The organism is uncultured Roseovarius sp. (genome assembly GCF_947259555.1).
GTDB lineage: Bacteria > Pseudomonadota > Alphaproteobacteria > Rhodobacterales > Rhodobacteraceae > Roseovarius.
On the sequence record NZ_CAMYMD010000018.1, the window covers coordinates 1 to 18144 of the forward strand.

The following is an 18144-nucleotide window of genomic DNA, read 5'->3' on the forward strand; positions in this document are numbered from 1 at the left end:
GCCGAACGCCTGCAACAGCGCGCGCGCCACCGGGTGCGCGGGCACCCGAACCGCCAGCGTCGGCAGATCGGCGGTGACCAGCGGCGACAGCCCCGCGCCCTCGCGCAAAGGCAGAACCAGCGTCAAGGGCCCCGGCCAGAAGGCACTCGCCACGATCTCGGCCATATTCGACCATTCCACGTAGTCGCGCGCGCGTGCCGCACTCTCGACATGCACGATCAACGGGTTGAAGCGCGGCCGCCCCTTGGCCTCGAAAATCCGCGCCACCGCCAGATCGTCGCGCGCATCCGCGCCAAGGCCATAAACCGTCTCGGTCGGAAAAGCCACCAGCCCGCCCGCGTGCCAGATCGCGGCGGCGCGGGCATATCCCGCAGCTTCGGCTTGCAATAGTTCGGTTGCATTTGGCATATATGCCCCCTGACCTGACGCGGCGTTTCGGTTGCCGCCACCGTGCCTTGGGATAATCTAAAGCGGACGCGTGGCGGCTTACAGCGGTTCCCGACGAATGCCAAGCCGCGCCCGCAACGGAAAGGAATGAAAGACATGCCCTATCGTGCGCCGGTCGAGGACTACCAGTTCCTATTTGATCATGTCATCGGTTTCGGTGAGGTGACGGGCACTGACCGCTTCGCCGAGGCGACCCCGGACATGACCGCCGCGATCCTGACCGAAGCCGGGCGCATGTCCGAAGAGGTGCTCTATCCCCTGCAACGCGCCGGTGACCTGCACCCCGCGCGGCTGGAAAACGGCGTGGTGCGCACGCCACCGGGCTTTGCCGAGGGCTACCGCGCCATTGCCGACGGCGGCTGGGTGTCGATCAGCGCACATCCCGATCATGGCGGCATGGGGCTGCCGATGACCATGACCACGGCCGTCAACGAAATGATGTCGGCGGCCTGCCTCTCGCTGCAACTGGCGCCGCTGATGACACAAGGCCAGATCGAAGCGCTGGAGCATCATGCCTCGGACACGCTCAAGGCGCTCTACCTGCCCAAGCTGGTGAGCGGCACATGGGCCGGCACCATGAACCTGACCGAGCCGCAGGCGGGCTCGGACGTGGGCGCACTGCGCACCCGCGCCGAGGACAATGGCGACGGCAGCTACGCGATCACCGGGCAAAAGATCTACATCTCCTGGGGCGACAACGATTTCACCGAGAATGTCTGTCACCTCGTACTCGCACGCCTGCCCGATGGCGTACCCGGCACCAAGGGGATCAGCCTCTTTCTGGTGCCGAAACTCATCCCTGATGAGAGCGGCAACCCCGGCGCGCGCAACAGTCTCAATGTCGTCAGCCTTGAGCACAAGATGGGCCTGCATGGCAGCCCCACAGCGGTGATGCAATATGACGGGGCCACCGGCTGGCTGGTGGGCGAGGCGCATCAGGGCATGCGCGCGATGTTCACCATGATGAACAACGCCCGGCTCGGCGTGGGCGGTCAGGGCATCGGCGTGGCCGAGGGGGCTTATCAGCACGCCTTGGCCTATGCCCAAGAGCGCAAGCAGGGCCACACCCCCGACAAGGACAATCCCGACACCATCATCGGCCACGCCAATGTGCGCCGCATGCTGGCCGGCATGAAATCCGAGATCTTCGCCGCCCGCGCCATCGCGCTCGCCTGCGCGCAGGCCATCGACATGGAGACGGCGACCGGAGCCAAACACTGGGCCGCGCGCGCCGCCCTCCTGACGCCGATTGCCAAGGTCTGCGGCACCGAGACCGGCATCAACGTCGCCAATACCGGCGTGCAGCTGCATGGCGGCATGGGCTACATCGAGGAAACCGGCGCGGCGCAATATCTGCGCGATGTCCGCGTCACCGCGATCTACGAGGGCACCAACGGCATTCAGGCGATGGATCTGGTGGGCCGCAAGCTGATGGACGGGGGCGAGGCCGCCTTTGCCCTCATTGACGAGATGCAGGCGGCGGCAGAGGCGGCGCGTGGCGCTCTGCCCGAACTGGCCGAATCCGTCTGGCAGGCCACCGAGAGCCTGCGCGAAGCGACCGACTGGATGCTGGCGCAGGATGACATGACGCAGCGCTTTGCCGGGGCGATCCCGTACTTGCGCGGCTTTGCCCGCATCCTTGGCGCGCATTTTCACCTCAAGGCGGCACAGGCCGAAGGCGGCGAGGGCCCGCGCACGAGGCTGGCTCGGTTCTACATCACCCGCCTCTTGCCCGAGCATGCCGGGCATCTGGCGCATGCCACGGTCGGGGCTGCGGACCTCTACGCGCTCACGCCCGAGGATTTTGCAGCCTGATGGATGGCGGCGCGCATATCCGCCACCCGTGGGCAGAGCCGCCCGCGCAGGGCGAGGCCACCGAGGTCGCCCCCGGCGTGCTCTGGCTGCGCCTGCCGCTGCCGATGGTGCTCGATCACGTCAATGTCTACGCGCTTGATGAGGGCGACAGTTGGACCCTGATCGACACCGGCATCCATTCAAAACGCAGCGTTGCGCTGTGGGAGGATATTCTGGCTGGCCCATTGCAGGGCAAGCCCGTCTCGCGCGTGATCCTGACCCACCACCACCCCGACCATATCGGCATGGCGGGCTGGTTCATGGAGCGGTTTGACGCCGACCTCTGGGCCTCGCGCACAAGCTGGCTGCTGGCACGGCTGCTGATCCTCGACGTAGAGGAGCGCCCCACCCCGCAGGCGCTCGCCTTTTCCCGCGCAGGCGGAATGGACCCGGAGATCTACGAGCACCGCAAGCACGAGCGCCCCTATAATTTCGCTGATATCTGCGCCCCCATCCCGGTGGGCTATACAAGGCTGAAAGAGGGCGACGTGATCCGCGCAGGCGGGCGCGACTGGGATGTGCGGATGGGCGGCGGGCATGCGCCCGAACATGTCACGCTCTGGTCGCGCGACGACAATCTGGTCCTTGCGGGCGATCAGATCCTGCCCGGCATCAGCCCCAATATCGGCGTCTACCCGACCGAACCGCTGGCCGATCCGCTGTCGGACTGGCTGGCGGCCTGCGACCGGCTGGCGATGCATGCCCGCGATGATCACCTGGTGCTGCCCGGCCACAAGCTGCCCTTCACCGGGCTGCCGCTGCGCATGGCGCAACTCAGCGGCAATCATCACGCCGCGCTCGACCGGCTGCGCGCGTTTCTCAAAGAACCGCACACCGCCGCCGACTGCTTTCCGCTGCTCTTCAAGCGTCGCATCGACCGGGGCACCTATGGGCTGGCCTTGGTCGAGGCCGTTGCGCATCTCAACCATTTGCTGCACGCTGGCGAGGTAACCCGCTGGCGGCGCGCTGACGAGGCTTGGCTCTGGCGGATCAAGGACGAGTAGCCGGGAGGAGACCCCGATGGGTGACAAGATCGACACCAGCGCCGAACATGCCGAAGCAGCAGCAATGCCGCGCGCCCACGAGGTGCATTCCGACCCAGACCAGCCCTGTATCGAAACCGCCGCCAAATCGCTCTCGCAAAAGCCGGTGGGTGGCAAGAGCGCGGCGCAATGGGCCTATGAGCGGCTGATCCTTTATATCCAGAATTTCGAGAAGACCCTGGACGAGGAACACGAGGTCGCCATGGGATTCGCCGGGGGCGATGCGGGCGTGATCCGGATCGAGGGGATGGGCTATTTCGATCCCGACATCATCACGTTTTACGGGCAGGATCAGATGGGCATGCGCACGCAGCTTGTCCAGCATGTCAGCCAACTCAACGTGATGCTGCGCGCCCTGCCCAAAAAGGCCCCGGCCGAGGCCCCCACCCGCATCGGCTTTCGCCTCGCGCAGGATCTCGAACAGGGCTGAAATCTGCGACAGCTTGGGGCGTGACAGGCTGCGGCAAATGCATTAATGACGAGCCGAAACATGGGTTCAGCGAACAAGGGAACACGCGACATGGCCGAGCACAAGCATGGTGAGATGAATACCGACGTTCAGGAAAAGACATTCGAGGGCTTCATCAAATGGGTGACCTATACGGCAGTTGTCTGTATCGCGGTTCTGCTCTTTATCGCGGCTGTCAACGGCTGATCTAATCCGCGACTTGCTGTAGGGGTAAATGATGCGGTCTCTCATTCTGGCGTTCGTGGCCGCATCCACGCTTGCAGGTTGTGCCGCCGAATCGGTTTGGGCGCCGGACGAAGAGGTCGCGCGCGCGGCCTATCGGCATAGCGGCCCGCCGCGCCTGACCATGTTCACGATGCTCAACAATAATAACGGGTCCGGCGCGCATACCTCGCTGATGATCAACGGATCGCAGCGGGTGATCTTCGACCCTGCCGGTTCGTTCAACAAGGGCGACCACCTGCCCGAGAGAAACGATGTCCTGTACGGCATCACCCCGGCGGTTGCCGATGTCTACACCCGCTACCACGCGCGCAAGACCTACCGGGTCCGAATTCAGCAGCTTGATGTCTCGCCTGAGCAGGCCGAACGCGCAATGCAGCTGGCCAAGGCGAACGGGCCAGTGCCACAGGCGCAATGCTCGCTGGCAACCTCGCGTATCCTGTCAGAATTGTTTCCCGCGCAGGTCGGCACATCCTGGTTGCCACGCAAGACCGCTGACGCCTTCGCGACGGTCCCCGGTGTGACCGAAGAAACGCTCTACGAATATGATAGTGACGACAATTCCAACATTCTTGCCGAATGGGACCCGGAGCGTGCCAAGGCACGGTAATGCGCGGCGGGGCCGAGATTATCATTCGGCGAGGAGCGACGCGGGATGCCGCGTTGGCGATGGATGTCATACGCCGGTCCATTATTGAATTGTGCCACGCGGATCACCGGGGCAATCCCAGGATTATTTCTGGCTGGCTGGCAAACAAAACAACAGAGATGTGGATCTATTGGATTGCTCGATACGATGCCACTGTGTTGGTGTCTGAGGTACACGGCTAGGTTTCCGGCGTGGGCATGATCACTCAGCACGGCGACGTGTTGTTGAATTACGTCGATCCCACGTATCGTTGCTCGGGGATCAGCAAGGCGATCCTGAACAGCCTTGAGTATCACGCATGCATGAGTGGGCTGAACAGGTGCCGTGTTGAAAGCACAGAAACCGCCGCGCTGTTCTACCGTGCATGTGGCTATGCGCCCTCCTGCAAAGATCCGCTGACGATGGAAAAGGCGATAAAGAGCGACGGGTCGCCACTCTGAGGCCAACGGCGTTGATTTGGCACCGGCGCGGCGTGCGACATCGAATGTTTGCCGTTCTGCGATCTGATGGACGTTCAATAGCCCTGTATACCCGCCAAATCAGGCGAGCATCACATTGACGCACGTAGTCTGGCCAATCCCGGAAACGAACCACAAACATCCGCACGGTCATAAAGACAGGCGGCCCCCTTTCCGCACAGAAAAACCCCGCCCGCTCTGCGCGGACGGGGTTTCGCATGACGCAGATACTGCGACAGTCTTACTCCGGTTGGCCACCGCCCATGACCGACAGACCTCTCAGGATATCAATGGCATAGGCCAATTGATAATCTTCCTCGCGCAGTTTCGCCGCCTGTTCGGCGCGCGCGCGATCCTCTTCGATCTGCTTGATCTCGTCCTCGGACAGGCTGTCATTGTTGAGACGACCGCGCAGATCGGCCTCGGACCGGCTTGGACGGTTCGTGACCTCATCCTCCTCCTCGGTCGCCGGCGTGCGGCGTGGCTGCTCGACGAGGATATCCGGGCTGACGCCAAGCGCCTGAATCGAGCGCCCCGACGGCGTGTAATAGCGCGATGTGGTCAGGCGCATCGCGCCATTGCCCCGCAGCGGCATCACCGTCTGCACCGAGCCTTTGCCAAAGCTCTTGGTCCCGACCACGATCGCGCGGTGGTGGTCCTGCAAGGCCCCCGCCACGATCTCCGAGGCGCTGGCAGAGCCGCCATTGATCAAGACGACGATCGGCTTGCCATCGGTCAAATCGCCCGGCGTGGCATTGAAACGCTCGCCATCCTGCGGATTGCGCCCGCGTGTCGATACGATCTCGCCCTTGTCGAGAAATGCGTCCGAGACCTTGATCGCCTGCGTCAAAAGCCCGCCGGGGTTATTGCGCAGATCGAGGATAATCCCGCTCACGCTGTCGGAGCCGCCAAGCTCTTCTACCTTTTCGGCCAGACCGCTTTCGAGATTGTCATACGTCTGATCGTTGAAGGTGGTCACGCGCAAAATCACAGCATCCTGTTCAGCGCGCGCCCGAACGGCCGTCAGCTTGATCGTGTCGCGGATGATCGACACGTCGAACGGCTCTGGCGTGCCCTCGCGCACCACGGTGATGATGATCTCGCTGCCCACCGGGCCGCGCATCAGGTCCACAGCCTCGTTGAGCGTTAGGCCGAGCACGCTCTCGCCATCCACATGGGTGATGAAATCGCCCGCCTCCATGCCGGCCTGATCGGCGGGGGTGCCATCCATCGGTGAGACGACCTTGACGAAGCCATCCTCTTGCGTGACCTCGATACCCAGCCCGCCAAACTCACCGCGCGTCTGCACCTGCATGTTCTCGGCGTCATCGGGCGACAGATAGCTCGAATGCGGATCAAGCGATGTCAGCATACCATTGATCGCCGCCTCGACCAGATCCTTGGTCTCGACCTCTTCGACGTATTGCGCGCGAATTCGCTCGAAGATATCGCCGAACAGATCAAGCTGTTCATAGACGTTGTTCGTCGACTCGGCCTCTTGTGCGAGCAGGGGCGCGGCCACCTGTGTTGTCACCACCGCGCCTGTCAGAATGCCCGCGGAGGCAGCCATCAGGAATTTTTTCATGTCTCAACCATCCTTATCGGTCTTGAACCACGTGAGAGGGTCCACTGGAGAATTGTCTTGCCGAACCTCGATATAGAGCGTTTGCGTGCGTCTGGCACCCGTTTGCAACGGATCGTCGGCAGCGAGCAACAGGTCGCCTTCGGCCCCTGCCCCGCCCATGAGGCCAACCGGGCTTCCCCCCGGCAAGACCTGCCCTGTCTGACCATAAACAACATCGAGCCCCGCAAACACCAGCAAAATCCCGGCCTGTGGCTCCAGAATGATCACTTTTCCGTAGTCGAGCAAGGGGCCGCGATATCGCACCGTGGCGGCACTCGGGGTTGTGACCAGAGCGCGGGCTCGTGTCGCAAGCAAAATGCCGGGGCGCTCGATACCTGCCGCATCCGCCTCTCCCGCCCGGCGCAGGATCACGCCCTCTGCGGGTAGGGGCAAGTCACCCTTGCGGCCGCTCATGTCTGGCAAACTGCCAGGCGCCTCATCGACCGCAATCTCACTCAGGCCGCTCGCGAACCCCTCGAGCGTCTCGGCCGAGGCTATCAGCAACGCGGTCCTTACCGGGTCCTCGGTGAACCGTCTTGGCAGGTCCGTGCGCTCGGCCATGGCCGTGCTGAGGGCGGTACGCGCCTGCTGCACACCCTCAAGGCCTTCCTGAAGCTTGTCGGCAGCACTCTGTTGAAGCACACGCAGCACGCTCAACTCTTGCACCTTGTCGCGCAGATCGAGGGCACGCGCGTCGAGCGCGGGGGCCACTTCGGACAGGATCATGCCCGCCCGCGCGGTGCCAACAGGCCCGGCCGGATGCATCAACAGGACCGGCACCGGCGCGTTGCCCATGGTTTGAAGCACCCCCAGAAGCCGGGCTATCTCGTCCTCTCGCGCTTGCAGCTCCGCGCCAAGTGCGCGCTCGCGCAGCGAGGCGCGACGCAAGCCGTCCCGCATCGCCTCGAGCCCGTCTTCATAAGCACCAATCACCCGGGTCATTGCCTTGACACGGTTTTGCGCGCCCTCGGCCTCCGCCAGTGCCTCTGCCGCGCGACCAAGCTGATCGCCGGCCGCGCGCGCTGCGGCGCCCGGATCCTGTGCCGCAACAGGCGCCGTGACGGCACAGAGCGCGGCAATGGCACATACACATGCTGTCCACCTCATGCCAAAAGCGTCTCCCCGGTCATTTCCTTTGGCTTATCGAGTCCCATGAGTTCCAGCACAGTCGGAGCCAGATCTGCCAGCCGCCCGCCATCGCGGAGCGTCTTGCCCTCAGGCGCCCCTTTCAGGATAACAGGCACCGGATTGAGCGTATGGGCGGTATGCGGCCCGCCAGTCTCGGGGTCGACCATGACCTCGCAATTGCCGTGATCCGCGGTCACGATCATCGCTCCCTTCGCGTCTTCCAACGCCCTGAGCGCGCGGCCAAGCCCACGGTCGACCGCCTCGCAGGCCGCCATCGCTGCCTTGAGATCGCCGGTATGGCCGACCATGTCAGGGTTGGCGTAGTTCACCACGATCAGGTCATAGCCCTCGTCAATGGCTTCGACGAGATGATCCGTCACTTCTTCGGCGGACATTTCGGGCTGCAAATCATAGGTCGCCACATTCGGCGAGGGGGCCATGTAGCGCACCTCGCCAGCTGTCGGGTCTTCCTTGCCGCCGTTGAGAAAAAACGTCACATGCGGATATTTCTCGGTCTCCGCGAGGTGAAATTGCCGCAGTCCGTGATCCGCAACCCAATCCGCGAGCGTATTGACGATATCGCGCGACGGAAAGACCGTATCGAACCAGCCGTTAAGCGCTTCGGAATATTCGACCATGCCAAGCAGAGTAGCCCATTCGGGCACCCTGCCCCGATCAAAGGCCGAAAACTCCGAATCGGCAACCGCCTGCAAAATCTCACGCGCCCTGTCGGCCCGGAAATTCAGACAAAACAACCCGTCGCCGTCGCGCGCACCAGCGTAGTCGCCGATCACGGTCGCGGTTATGAATTCATCGGTTTCCGAGCGGGCATATGCATTGGTTATGGCGATGCGCGGATCCCGACAGCGCAGGCCACGCCCCCCAACGATAGCGTCATATGCCTCTTGCACACGGCTCCAGCGATTATCGCGATCCATCGCGAAATACCGCCCTGTCACTGTCGCAAGAGTGACCCCCACTGGCATGATTTCAAACAACTTATCCAGCTGTTGCCGCGCTGACCTCGGGGCCACGTCGCGGCCATCTGTGAGCGCGTGCAGCACCACCGGAACACCGGCCTGCGTGATCGCGCGCGCGGCGGCCGCGATGTGATTGAGGTGGCCATGAACGCCACCATCCGACATCAGCCCCAAGAGATGCGCCTTGCCCCCGCTCGCTTGCAGCTTGGCGATAAAGCGTTGCAGCGCGTCAGTCTCGAAAAAAGAACCGTCTTCGATCGCCAGATCAATCTGGCCAAGATCCATCGCGACCACCCGTCCGGCCCCGATATTCGTATGACCCACCTCAGAGTTTCCCATCTGCCCGCGGGGCAGGCCCACATCGGGGCCGTGGGTGATCAGAGTGGCATGCGGACACGTCGCCATTAGCCTATCGAAAACAGGGGTTTGGGCCAGATGCGGGGCGTTGGCCTCTGGGCTGTCGTTGAGGCCCCAACCATCTAGGATACACAGGACGACGGGTTTGGGCATGCTTTCTCCAGGCGGTTATCGGACGGTCTGTTCGACCGTCTTCTAACGCGTCGGGCGCGCGGGGTGAAGCGGCTTTGCCCTCTCGCCGCGCACCTGCCAGCATAGGGTGTCATTCGCTGCTTCGGCCACAATGTTCGACCAGCGCGGTCAGGTCCTCGGGCGCGATGTCGCTCTGCAAATGCGCCCGCGCATTCGCGCTCAACTCGAAGATCGACCCGTCGGAAAAGAAGCTCGTGCTTGTGACGAAAATCACCTGTGCCTGCGGGTAGCGGTAGCTTGCCAGATCGGCCACCGCGAGCGCGCTGCCCCGCTCCAGTACCAGATCGAGGATGATCACGTCATAGGCACCGGTATTGAGCGCCTTGACGGCGCTCGCCTGATCGTCAGCCAGGCTGACCTCCATGCCCTGCCGCACCATGTGAGCCTGCCATAGTTTGGAAAGGTCTACGCAGCTTTCGACAATGAGAACTTTTATCGCACCCTGCATCGCGCCGTTTTCCTATCTGAAAATGTCGCCGATCGCCTGATCTTCATAGCAGCATGACCTATCAAATCGCTGGCGTCGATCCGTTGGGACGCTTTCCGCCCCGAGACCCTTGCGGAATGTGCGGATTTCCGCTTGAACGGGCCGGCGCGAAATACGAAAGGCCCCACGATGACCAGTTGGATCACAATCTGCGATACCTGCAAGCGCGAAGACTGGAGCGCGGAGACCCATGAACGGCCTCAGGGCGAGGATCTCGCCACGCTGGTCGAGCGCGCGGCAGAGGGCCGTGCCGATTTGCGCACACGGCGCGTGTCGTGCCTGATGGGCTGTAGCCATGGCTGCAACGTGGCCATCCAAGCCACGGGCAAGCTGGCTTATACGCTGGGTAATTTCACACCCGATCCCGAGGCGGCGAACGCCATCGTGGACTACGCCGCGCTGCATGCCGAGAGCGCCACCGGACAAGTCCCGTACAAGCAGTGGCCACAAGGGGTGAAAGGACATTTCGTCACCCGCCACCCGCCGCTGCCCGGCGATCCGGAGGACTGAGCGGCATGATCCGCGATCACGGTGGCGGCATCGACGCGGCGCGCGCGCAACATGGCGGCACGCGGGGCGACTGGCTGGATCTCTCGACAGGAATAAACCCCGTGCCCTACCCCGTGGGCCCTATTTCCGCCGACGCATGGACCGCCCTGCCCGACCGCGCCGTGCAGACGGCACTTGAGGTCGCCGCCCGAAGCTTCTGGCGCATTCCCGAAGGTGCCGCCGTGCTGGCCGCGCCCGGCGCCTCTGCGCTCATCGCGCGGCTGCCCGCGCTCTGCGCATCCGGCGCAGTCCATATTCCCGGCCCCACCTACAACGAACACGCTGCGAGCTTTCGGTCACATGGCTGGCGGGTGATCGAGACGCGCACGCGCCCGGACGAGGCGGTGCAGGCCCGCGTGATCGTGCATCCCGACAACCCCACCGGGCGGCTTTACGATGCCGATGATCTGGGCGCGCCACTCACCGTGATCGACGAGAGCTTTTGCGATGTGATGCCCGAGCGTTCGCTGGTCCGGCATGCCGACCGGCCCGGCGTGATCGTCCTCAAGAGCTTTGGCAAGTTCTGGGGGCTGGCCGGGCTACGCCTCGGTTTCGCAATCGGGCCTCACGACCTGATCGACCGGCTTGCCACGATGCTTGGACCATGGCCGGTCTCCGGCCCGGCGCTGGAGATCGGGGCACGGGCACTCAGCGACGAGAGCTGGGCCCGCGACACCTGTACGCGCCTCAACGAGGACGCAGCACATCTTGACGCGCTGATGTGGCGCGTCGGGGCCGAGACGGCGGGGGGATGTGCGCTCTTTCGCCTCTACCGCGTCGAGAATGCCGCCCGTTTGCAGGCTCAGTTGGCGGACCGCCAGATCCTGACCCGGATCTTTCCCTATGCAACGGACCTGATCAGATTGGGCCTGCCCGACGCGGCAAGCTGGGACCGGCTCAAGGCCGCGGTGTGACCCTCGTTCTGGCGATGCTGCTCGATGCGGTTCTGGGCGAGCCGCGCTGGCTCTGGCAACGGCTGCCGCATCCGGCCGTCCTGATGGGCCGCGCCGTGGGCTGGTGCGATCACACGTTCAATCGTGGAGAGGCGCGGCGCGCGCGGGGCATTGCAGCGATGACGGGACTGGCGGCCCTGGCGCTGGGGCTGGGATGGGTGCTGGCGCAGTTTGGCCCGGCGGTCGAGATCATATGCGCAGCAATCCTGTTGGCCCAACGCTCGCTGGTCGACCACGTCGCGGCGGTGGCGCGCGACCTGCGGATATCGCTCGGCGACGGGCGGCGCGCAGTGGCGCAGATCGTCGGTCGCGACACACGCGAGATGGGGCCCGACGATGTCGCACGCGCCGCGATCGAGTCGGCGGCGGAAAACTTCAGCGACGGGGTGATCGCCCCGGTGATCTGGTTTTTGCTCGGCGGCCTGCCGGGGCTCTTGCTTTACAAGATCACCAATACCGCCGACAGCATGATCGGCTACCGTACCCCCCGCCACGAGGCGTTCGGCTGGGCGGCGGCGCGGTTTGACGATTTGCTCAACCTGATACCCGCGCGGGTGACGGCGGGCCTCATTCTGGCAACGCACGGCCTGTGGTCGGCCTGGCGCATGGTCGCGACCGAGGCGCGCCAGCATCGCTCGCCCAATGCAGGCTGGCCCGAAGCGGCGATGGCGCGCGCGCTCGGGGTCGCGCTGTCGGGGCCACGTTCGTATCATGGTGAGTTGCGGGATTTCCCCTACGTGAACGGCACTGGTCGGCACGCGATTGGCGAGTCCGAGATACTGGCGGCCTGCCGGGCGCTGTGGCGGGTCTGGGCGGCAGCCCTGATCGGGGCCGCGCTGATTGCCGTCTCTGTCTGAGCGATCAGCCCACCAGCATTCTAAGCCCTTGTGTGACATCCGAGCGCACCGCGAGACGCAGGCTCGGCTCATCCCCGGCCTTGAGCGCCGCGATGATCAGCCGATGAAAATGCGGTGGGTCCTTGCGCCGCAATCGACCGTAGAGAGCGCGCATCGTCGGGCCGAGTTGCAACCAAACGGTCTCGGCCATCGCGAGCATCGCAGGCGCCTGCGCGCGCAGATAAAGCGTCCGATGAAATTCGAGATTGCGCCGGATATAGGCAACGGCATCCTGTCGCGCGATATCCTCGGCAACACGGGCATTGATGCTCTGGAGCCTGTCGATGAGCGCAATATGGGCACGCGGCAGCGCACGGCTTGCCAATTCCACCTCAAGCAGCGAGCGCAGCGCCGCGAGTTCCTCGATCCTTTCGTTATTGAGCTCTGGTGTCGAAACGCGGCCCGAACTTGACATGGTCAAAGCGCCCTCTGCCGACAGGCGGCGTATCGCCTCGCGCGCGGGCGTCATGGAAACGCCGAAATCTGCGCCGATGCCACGCAGGGTAAGTGACTGCCCCGGCGCGATCTCGCCATGCATGATGCGCGTGCGTAATCCGCGGTAGACGCGGTCATGGGCAGACGGAGATGGATCCGGACGAGGTGGCAACAACATGCACCCATGTGATCACAAAATTCGCTCCGGTCAATCGCCGAAATGATAGAGATGCAGCGCGGCCCCATCCCGCCGCAACCAGCTGCGCGGCCTGTCGTAATCCGGGGCCAGGCTCTCGACCAGCTTCCAGAAAGCCGGAGAGTGGTTCATCTCGGCCAGATGCGCCACCTCATGGGCGGCCACGTAATCGAGCACCTCCGGCGGTGCGAGGATCAGTCGCCAAGAGTAGCTGAGCGCCCCTTTGGACGAGCACGAGCCCCATCGAGACCGCGTGTCGCGCAGTGTCACGCGCGCATAGCCCCGGCCCAACAGTCCGGCATAGTGGTCGCTCGCGGCCACGAGCCGGTCGCGCGCGCGAGCCTTGAGCCATCCCGATAGCCGCGCGGCCACGGCATCAGCTGGCCCCGGAACCATGATTTGACCATCTTCGAAAACCACACGGCGCCCGCTGGCTGGTGCGATTCGCACGAGTTGTCCCGCGATCGGGATATCCGCGCCCAAGCCGACCTTTACCGAGGCCGGCCGCGCATCCAGATGATTGCGTAACCACGCCTCCTTGGACCGGGCGAATTCAAGCGCCTCCGCCTCGCTGACACCACGCGGCAAAGTCAAGGTGACGCGCCCGTCAAGCCCGGACACCCGCAACGAAATTCGTCGCGCCCGCGGGCTTCGGCGGAGGCAAAGCTCAACAGGGGGGTTGCCCGCAAGCACGTGATCGACCATATGGCCTCCTGATAAGGGTCCGGACACCGTCTCAAAGGCTTTGACAGCTGTCGATTGTTATGGCAGGTGGCGCGGATCGTCGACAAGACCAGAGATTCAAAGGGGATCACCCATGCCCAAGGAAGAATGGGGCGTCAAGCGTGTCTGCCCAACCACCGGCAAGCGTTTTTACGACCTGAACAAGAACCCGATCGTCAGCCCCTATACCGGCGAGGTTGTCGAGCTTGCCACTGGCAAGACGCGGTCCATGACACCCGACGCCGAAGACGCGGAAACCAAAAAGCTGAAGACTGGAAAATCCGACAGCGACCAGTCCGAGGTGATTGATGAAGACGAGGTCGATGTTGATATCGACGACGATCTTCTGGAAGACGACGAGGACGAGGATGTGTCTCTCGACGAGATCGCCGACGTCGCATCCGAAGACAACGAGATGTAATCATCTTCGGGCGGGATTTTCTGCTTGATCCCGCCCGCCGCTTTGCCTAGATAGCGGCGCACAGCCCGACGGGCTGATGGAATTGGGGCCTTAGCTCAGCTGGGAGAGCGCTTGCATGGCATGCAAGAGGTCAGGGGTTCGATCCCCCTAGGCTCCACCATCCACCACCAAAACCCTTTGAGGCCAGTAAGTTGGTGTTTTTTCGTGGTAATTTTCGGGAACTGTTACGCTGAGGTGTTACAGTGAAGACCCTCGAAAGGATGCCCGGACATACCCGTCTGTACCGCCGGGGCGCTGTATACTATCATCGCGCTGCCATCCCCAAAGACATCGCAGACACGTATCCGAAAGCTGAAGAAACCTTCTCGCTCAAAACGAAGGATTATACCGAGGCGGTACGACGTGTTCGGATCGAAGCGGTGCGGGTTGATCGGAAGTTTGAGGCCCATCGGCGTCGGCTGGAGGCGCAGAACGCGCCTTGTGTGGATCACCTCACGCCGGAACAACTCGACACGGTCAAACAGGCCTACTTGCGTCACCTCTTGGAGGAGGATGAGGTCAGGTTGGATGGGTTCGAAGAGCCTGACGCCAATTTTGCAGGCAAAGAACCCAAGGAGCATAAGCCACGTCCATCATTCGAGGAAATCCAAGAACTGATCGAAGACATGGACGAGGTGACGCGCGGAAATCTCGCTCGTGGCAAACAAGACGAATTCTTCACGGGTGAGGCTGAAGAGGTCTTGAGCTGGGAAGGTATCGAGGTTCGATTGGCCTCGCATTCATCTGATTGGCGCAAGGTTGTGAGGGCGATTCAAGAGGCCTCTGTGGAGGCTGCAGACGCCCAACGCAAACGCAATGTGGGTGACGTCGTGCCAACACCCTCAGAGCCTCTGCTGCAGCCTGTGAGAGCTTCTGCAGCCACTTCTGGTTCAAGGACGTTCTGACAATGCTGCCCGCCAACTGGCGCAAGATGCCTGAGACGAGAAATGGCGATCTCAGGTCGGCGGTGGAGAGGGGGCAGAAATGCAACTTGAAGACCATCACAATCGCGACGATCAACAAGGCGCTTGGTAGGCTCAATGCGTTCTGGGAGTGGGCAAGCGGCGAGTATGATGATGTCCCCGTCAACATCGTGGCCGGGCTGAAACTGGATGATACGACTTCGGCGAGGCACAAGCGGCAGCCATTCTCGACGGAACAGTTGCAGGCGCTGTTCAGTAGTCCAGTATATGCTGGTTGTTACTCAGAGAAACGGCGCAGCGTTCACTGAGCGAGCGGGCTACCCCAAGAGCATGATTACATAGGCCACCGGCGGCATTCCAGCGCAACGGAACATCTCGAGTTGAGCTCCTCGTGAGGACATTGAACTTTAATTGAGCGTATTTTCCTGAACCTCCGAGCCTCCTGCCCGCAACGCAAAACGCAAAGGTCGGCGGATTCCGGCCATTCGCTGCGGTCGCGCACCAACCGAGTAGCTTCGTGAAAACCCGCCATTCAGACACAACTAAGGATCTTCTTTGCACCGGGACAAATGAAGTGCCCAGGCGTTCAGAAGAAGCACTGACTTGGGTGACCGCAGGTCCAACCATTCGAGTCAATACGAGCAAGTCCTCCTTTATTGGTGGAGAGTATCTCGTTGGCGGAATGCGCAGCAGGCACTGAGTGCTGCAGACCAATGCTCCTGCGCGATGTTGCAGGAGCCAATCCGCTCATTGCGTCTCATCGGCCCATCCTCAGAATCTCTGTCCCACGGAGATGTAGAGCAAACCGTCTCCTTCATCACTGACTGATCCATCAATGGCAAAGTCGACCGGAAACGTCTTGGAGACCCTGTATCTCAGGCCCAGGCCGACGGCCGATCCGGCATCATCAAGGTCGTCCAACCCGCCGCCGACCGCGCCCACACCGCCGAAGGCGACGACCCCGATCCGTTTGCCCAGTCTCTTGCGATACTCGATCTGTGTGGAGAGCAGCGCGTTGTCGAGAAACTGGGTGATGTTGAAGCCGCGAAACGCATCGGTGCCGCCGAGCGAGCACAGATCGTAGAATGGGACGCGTCCCGGGGCCGAGCATGCGACCGACCGGATCGCAATAACGCCTGTGTCGCTTGTGGGAAGGTAGGTGTCATAGGTCAGGATGGATTTGACGTAATCTTCACCGAACCTGCCGGATGGTTCGTTATAAGTGCTTGAAAAAGCGAGGTTTAAGCCTGAGGTCGGGTAGATCTTGTCATCAACGGTGGAATAATCCGCGACCAGGCCTAAACCGACCGTAGAGAATTGGTTCGGCAAGCGAACATTCGGTGGCAGGTTTGGAAAAACCGGGTCAGAAGACCCGATGCTGGATTCCAGATAGCGCGCACTTACGCCCAGATGGAAATCCGGTGTGATGCCATACATCAGCTTGACCTTGATCAACTCGCCCGTCTGATTGATCGGGACGTCTCCGAAGGAGGTGATCAGGTCGTAGTCAATATCCGCGTCGATATAGGTTGCCCCAATGGACCAGCGATTGTCCAGAAAGGCCAGGTTGAACGTAAGCGCGTAACCCTCCGAGCCATTGTCCGAGCGCAGATACCCGACACCCAGCATGGATGGGTCCGACCCTTCGTCAATCGTGAACAGATACCCGGCCCCGAGGGCGAGACCGTTGCCGATCATCGGATCGCTGAACGGGACCGGGGCGACGATCAGAGAGCCGCTTCGGAGGCCGAAGTCCGATTGGGAAGAGGCATCGGTCAGCGGCGCCATCTTGTGATCGAGATTGCTCTCTGAGGCGGTCACCGTAGCCGGCTGTCCCATCATGACGCACAGGCATAGCCCCCTGGCTGCGATTGATCGCAGGGGTCTTGCCACCCGTCGCTTTTGGGCACGGACGTGCCCGCTCCTGTCCCGCAAGGTCTCTGATCTTGACCAGATGGTGCGTAGAATGGACATTCAACAATTCCTCACTGCTGATCGTCTCCGAATGGATTTACAAATGGCGGCCCGGATCAAGGGAAGCCCCCTCGAAAGGTCGAGCCGCGCAAAACGCCATGCCATGGGTGATCGCCCGGTCGCGCCATCTTCAGAACAACAGGAGTTTGCGCAGGATCTGGAACAGATCCTTCAGGGGTAGTTGCGTCGCTCCGGCGGCGAACACGGGAAGCACGGCGGCGGCTGAGATGGGAAGAAGCGAGGCGCGCTGAATCAGGACGGTGGACAGGTCGCGGGCCGCCTTGAATATAATGCCAGGGTCGGCGAGGGACGCGGCCTGGCTGATCTCCTCTTGCGTGGCATCACTGATACGCGTGCCCAACACGCTGTGCTCCTCGGCCTGTTGGCGGCGCGTCGCCTGGGCCTGGGAGACATCCAGTGTCTGTTGCTTCAGCTCTCCGAGTGGCTTGGTGAAAAACAGCGCCGGCAAGGCCAGCAGACCGTTGGTGAGGATGACCCAAGTGATCATGACGGCAGTAAAGATTGTCGTGGTGATGGTCTGGGCATTCAGATGTTCGGCGATTGCAGCTCCAAGGTTACAGCTGAGCGCAAGCACGAACAGGGTGTAGGCATTTGGAAATCCGCCGACAAAGGCGATTCCGCCGGCCCCGTCCGGATGGGTGACGCTCAGGCGCAATTCAAGAGCGGCGATCGACTTGAGAAGCAGCGCCACGATCAGGATACGCCAGACCCATCGCGCGACGAGGAAGAAATAGATCGGACTGCTGACCCAAAGACACCACAGCGCAGTGTAGGAAAAACGGTCCCCGCCACTGCCCGAGATGAAGGCCCATGAGTTTTCGTCAAAATCGCTGAGGCCAACCCCCGCACCGACCGAACACCCGCAGGCCACGACGAAACACACGATTTCTGCCAGACGCGAATTGCGCCGCCGAACCGCAAGGGCCGCGGCCGATGCTGCCGCCGCTTGTGCCCCGGGCGCGAGTAACGGCGGGCTGAGCAGAGGGCGCAAGACCGTGCCGAGTTGAGCCTCTGCAACGGGTTCCATCGCAATCAGCAAACCGATCCCGAGAAGAAATCGAGACAGTACGGGCAGGTGAAGCAGGAACGGCATGTCGGCAAAGC

At 62.5% G+C, this 18144-nt stretch carries 21 protein-coding genes and 1 tRNA gene; 13 read left to right on the top strand and 9 right to left on the bottom strand.

The annotated features are described in order from the left end of the window. Positions 1–408 (bottom strand): L-threonylcarbamoyladenylate synthase (locus Q0X85_RS02580; protein ID WP_297768585.1); only part of this gene is annotated, 408 nt, incomplete at its 3' end. 135 nt (positions 409–543) lie between these two features. Here Q0X85_RS02580 and Q0X85_RS02585 point away from each other — a divergent pair. The 6 genes from Q0X85_RS02585 (at position 544) to Q0X85_RS02610 (ending at position 5124) form a co-directional block, all read left to right on the top strand. After that, positions 544–2262, top strand: coding sequence for an acyl-CoA dehydrogenase (locus tag Q0X85_RS02585; protein ID WP_297768588.1), 1719 nt, complete (start codon positions 544–546; stop codon positions 2260–2262). Then, positions 2262–3305 (top strand): MBL fold metallo-hydrolase, encoded by a 1044-nt coding sequence (locus Q0X85_RS02590; RefSeq protein ID WP_297768591.1) that lies wholly within the window; start codon positions 2262–2264, stop codon positions 3303–3305. The genes Q0X85_RS02585 and Q0X85_RS02590 overlap by 1 nt, the downstream gene beginning before the upstream one ends. A 16-nt stretch (positions 3306–3321) precedes the next feature. Then, positions 3322–3774, top strand: coding sequence for a DUF6173 family protein (locus Q0X85_RS02595; protein ID WP_297768593.1), 453 nt, complete (start codon positions 3322–3324; stop codon positions 3772–3774). A 90-nt stretch (positions 3775–3864) separates the two neighbouring features. Continuing rightward, positions 3865–3999, top strand: a complete 135-nt coding sequence (locus Q0X85_RS02600; protein WP_297768594.1) for an aa3-type cytochrome c oxidase subunit IV — start codon at positions 3865–3867, stop codon at positions 3997–3999. A gap of 31 nt (positions 4000–4030) precedes the next feature. Next, entirely contained in the window at positions 4031–4645 is a 615-nt protein-coding gene (locus Q0X85_RS02605; RefSeq protein ID WP_297768597.1) for a hypothetical protein, read from the top strand. Between the two features lie 236 nt (positions 4646–4881). Continuing rightward, entirely contained in the window at positions 4882–5124 is a 243-nt protein-coding gene (locus Q0X85_RS02610; RefSeq protein WP_297768599.1) for a GNAT family N-acetyltransferase, read from the top strand. A gap of 259 nt (positions 5125–5383) precedes the next feature. Here Q0X85_RS02610 and Q0X85_RS02615 read toward each other — a convergent pair whose 3' ends face one another. From Q0X85_RS02615 to Q0X85_RS02630, 4 genes are all read right to left on the bottom strand, one after another. Further along, positions 5384–6727 carry a S41 family peptidase gene (locus Q0X85_RS02615; protein ID WP_297768602.1) on the bottom strand — a complete coding sequence of 448 codons (1344 nt, stop codon included), beginning with the start codon at positions 6725–6727 and terminating at the stop codon, positions 5384–5386. A 3-nt stretch (positions 6728–6730) separates the two neighbouring features. Further along, positions 6731–7873 (bottom strand): peptidoglycan DD-metalloendopeptidase family protein, encoded by a 1143-nt coding sequence (locus Q0X85_RS02620; protein ID WP_297768612.1) that lies wholly within the window; start codon positions 7871–7873, stop codon positions 6731–6733. Continuing rightward, on the bottom strand, positions 7870–9384 hold the full coding sequence (gpmI, locus tag Q0X85_RS02625) for a 2,3-bisphosphoglycerate-independent phosphoglycerate mutase (RefSeq protein WP_297768614.1): 1515 nt from the start codon (positions 9382–9384) through the stop codon (positions 7870–7872). The genes Q0X85_RS02620 and gpmI overlap by 4 nt, the downstream gene beginning before the upstream one ends. Positions 9385–9493: 109 nt before the next feature. Then, positions 9494–9871 carry a response regulator gene (locus Q0X85_RS02630; RefSeq protein ID WP_366129148.1) on the bottom strand — a complete coding sequence of 126 codons (378 nt, stop codon included), beginning with the start codon at positions 9869–9871 and terminating at the stop codon, positions 9494–9496. Between the two features lie 168 nt (positions 9872–10039). Between Q0X85_RS02630 and Q0X85_RS02635 the strand changes: the two genes are divergently transcribed. The 3 genes from Q0X85_RS02635 to cbiB are packed head-to-tail and all read left to right on the top strand — an operon-like array spanning position 10040 to position 12269. Continuing rightward, entirely contained in the window at positions 10040–10420 is a 381-nt protein-coding gene (locus Q0X85_RS02635; RefSeq protein ID WP_297768617.1) for a DUF1636 domain-containing protein, read from the top strand. A 5-nt stretch (positions 10421–10425) separates the two neighbouring features. Beyond that, a complete protein-coding gene (cobD, locus tag Q0X85_RS02640; RefSeq protein WP_297768619.1) occupies positions 10426–11373 on the top strand; it encodes a threonine-phosphate decarboxylase CobD in 948 nt (315 codons plus the stop codon). Positions 11374–11387: 14 nt separating this feature from the next. After that, positions 11388–12269 (top strand): adenosylcobinamide-phosphate synthase CbiB, encoded by an 882-nt coding sequence (gene cbiB, locus Q0X85_RS02645; RefSeq protein WP_297768645.1) that lies wholly within the window; start codon positions 11388–11390, stop codon positions 12267–12269. Between the two features lie 4 nt (positions 12270–12273). Here cbiB and Q0X85_RS02650 read toward each other — a convergent pair whose 3' ends face one another. Both Q0X85_RS02650 and Q0X85_RS02655 read right to left on the bottom strand, forming a co-directional pair. Further along, complete coding sequence (locus tag Q0X85_RS02650) at positions 12274–12921, bottom strand: GntR family transcriptional regulator (protein WP_297768622.1); 648 nt, start codon at positions 12919–12921, stop codon at positions 12274–12276. Positions 12922–12951: 30 nt separating this feature from the next. After that, entirely contained in the window at positions 12952–13644 is a 693-nt protein-coding gene (locus tag Q0X85_RS02655) for a SprT family zinc-dependent metalloprotease (RefSeq protein WP_297768625.1), read from the bottom strand. Positions 13645–13756: 112 nt separating this feature from the next. Between Q0X85_RS02655 and Q0X85_RS02660 the strand changes: the two genes are divergently transcribed. The 4 genes from Q0X85_RS02660 (at position 13757) to Q0X85_RS02675 (ending at position 15353) form a co-directional block, all read left to right on the top strand. Then, positions 13757–14083: a TIGR02300 family protein gene (locus Q0X85_RS02660; protein ID WP_297768628.1), complete on the top strand. Its 327-nt coding sequence runs from the start codon at positions 13757–13759 to the stop codon at positions 14081–14083. Between the two features lie 84 nt (positions 14084–14167). Further along, positions 14168–14243 (top strand) — tRNA-Ala (locus tag Q0X85_RS02665). A gap of 82 nt (positions 14244–14325) precedes the next feature. Continuing rightward, positions 14326–15027 (top strand): DUF6538 domain-containing protein, encoded by a 702-nt coding sequence (locus tag Q0X85_RS02670; RefSeq protein ID WP_297768630.1) that lies wholly within the window; start codon positions 14326–14328, stop codon positions 15025–15027. A gap of 2 nt (positions 15028–15029) precedes the next feature. Continuing rightward, a complete protein-coding gene (locus tag Q0X85_RS02675; RefSeq protein ID WP_297768633.1) occupies positions 15030–15353 on the top strand; it encodes a hypothetical protein in 324 nt (107 codons plus the stop codon). Positions 15354–15816: 463 nt separating this feature from the next. On the opposite strand, the gene Q0X85_RS02680 is transcribed toward Q0X85_RS02675, so the two are convergent. Together Q0X85_RS02680 and Q0X85_RS02685 are read right to left on the bottom strand one after the other, a co-directional pair. Next, positions 15817–16887: a BamA/TamA family outer membrane protein gene (locus Q0X85_RS02680; RefSeq protein ID WP_297768636.1), complete on the bottom strand. Its 1071-nt coding sequence runs from the start codon at positions 16885–16887 to the stop codon at positions 15817–15819. Between the two features lie 262 nt (positions 16888–17149). Continuing rightward, a partial coding sequence (locus Q0X85_RS02685) for a hypothetical protein (protein ID WP_297768639.1) occupies positions 17150–18144 on the bottom strand: 995 nt, incomplete at its 5' end.

What these genes read in the sequence shown, in the direction of transcription:
- Q0X85_RS02585 (WP_297768588.1), top strand. Translation starts at nt 544, where the DNA reads ATGCCCTATCGTGCGCCGGTCGAGGACTACCAGTTCCTATTTGATCAT.
- Q0X85_RS02590 (WP_297768591.1), top strand. Translation starts at nt 2,262, where the DNA reads ATGGATGGCGGCGCGCATATCCGCCACCCGTGGGCAGAGCCGCCCGCG.
- Q0X85_RS02595 (WP_297768593.1), top strand. Translation starts at nt 3,322, where the DNA reads ATGGGTGACAAGATCGACACCAGCGCCGAACATGCCGAAGCAGCAGCA.
- Q0X85_RS02600 (WP_297768594.1), top strand. Translation starts at nt 3,865, where the DNA reads ATGGCCGAGCACAAGCATGGTGAGATGAATACCGACGTTCAGGAAAAG.
- Q0X85_RS02605 (WP_297768597.1), top strand. Translation starts at nt 4,031, where the DNA reads ATGCGGTCTCTCATTCTGGCGTTCGTGGCCGCATCCACGCTTGCAGGT.
- Q0X85_RS02610 (WP_297768599.1), top strand. Translation starts at nt 4,882, where the DNA reads ATGATCACTCAGCACGGCGACGTGTTGTTGAATTACGTCGATCCCACG.
- Q0X85_RS02615 (WP_297768602.1), bottom strand. Translation starts at nt 6,727, where the DNA reads ATGAAAAAATTCCTGATGGCTGCCTCCGCGGGCATTCTGACAGGCGCG.
- Q0X85_RS02620 (WP_297768612.1), bottom strand. Translation starts at nt 7,873, where the DNA reads ATGAGGTGGACAGCATGTGTATGTGCCATTGCCGCGCTCTGTGCCGTC.
- gpmI (WP_297768614.1), bottom strand. Translation starts at nt 9,384, where the DNA reads ATGCCCAAACCCGTCGTCCTGTGTATCCTAGATGGTTGGGGCCTCAAC.
- Q0X85_RS02630 (WP_366129148.1), bottom strand. Translation starts at nt 9,871, where the DNA reads ATGCAGGGTGCGATAAAAGTTCTCATTGTCGAAAGCTGCGTAGACCTT.
- Q0X85_RS02635 (WP_297768617.1), top strand. Translation starts at nt 10,040, where the DNA reads ATGACCAGTTGGATCACAATCTGCGATACCTGCAAGCGCGAAGACTGG.
- cobD (WP_297768619.1), top strand. Translation starts at nt 10,426, where the DNA reads ATGATCCGCGATCACGGTGGCGGCATCGACGCGGCGCGCGCGCAACAT.
- cbiB (WP_297768645.1), top strand. Translation starts at nt 11,388, where the DNA reads ATGCTGCTCGATGCGGTTCTGGGCGAGCCGCGCTGGCTCTGGCAACGG.
- Q0X85_RS02650 (WP_297768622.1), bottom strand. Translation starts at nt 12,921, where the DNA reads ATGTTGTTGCCACCTCGTCCGGATCCATCTCCGTCTGCCCATGACCGC.
- Q0X85_RS02655 (WP_297768625.1), bottom strand. Translation starts at nt 13,644, where the DNA reads ATGGTCGATCACGTGCTTGCGGGCAACCCCCCTGTTGAGCTTTGCCTC.
- Q0X85_RS02660 (WP_297768628.1), top strand. Translation starts at nt 13,757, where the DNA reads ATGCCCAAGGAAGAATGGGGCGTCAAGCGTGTCTGCCCAACCACCGGC.
- Q0X85_RS02675 (WP_297768633.1), top strand. Translation starts at nt 15,030, where the DNA reads ATGCTGCCCGCCAACTGGCGCAAGATGCCTGAGACGAGAAATGGCGAT.
- Q0X85_RS02680 (WP_297768636.1), bottom strand. Translation starts at nt 16,887, where the DNA reads ATGATGGGACAGCCGGCTACGGTGACCGCCTCAGAGAGCAATCTCGAT.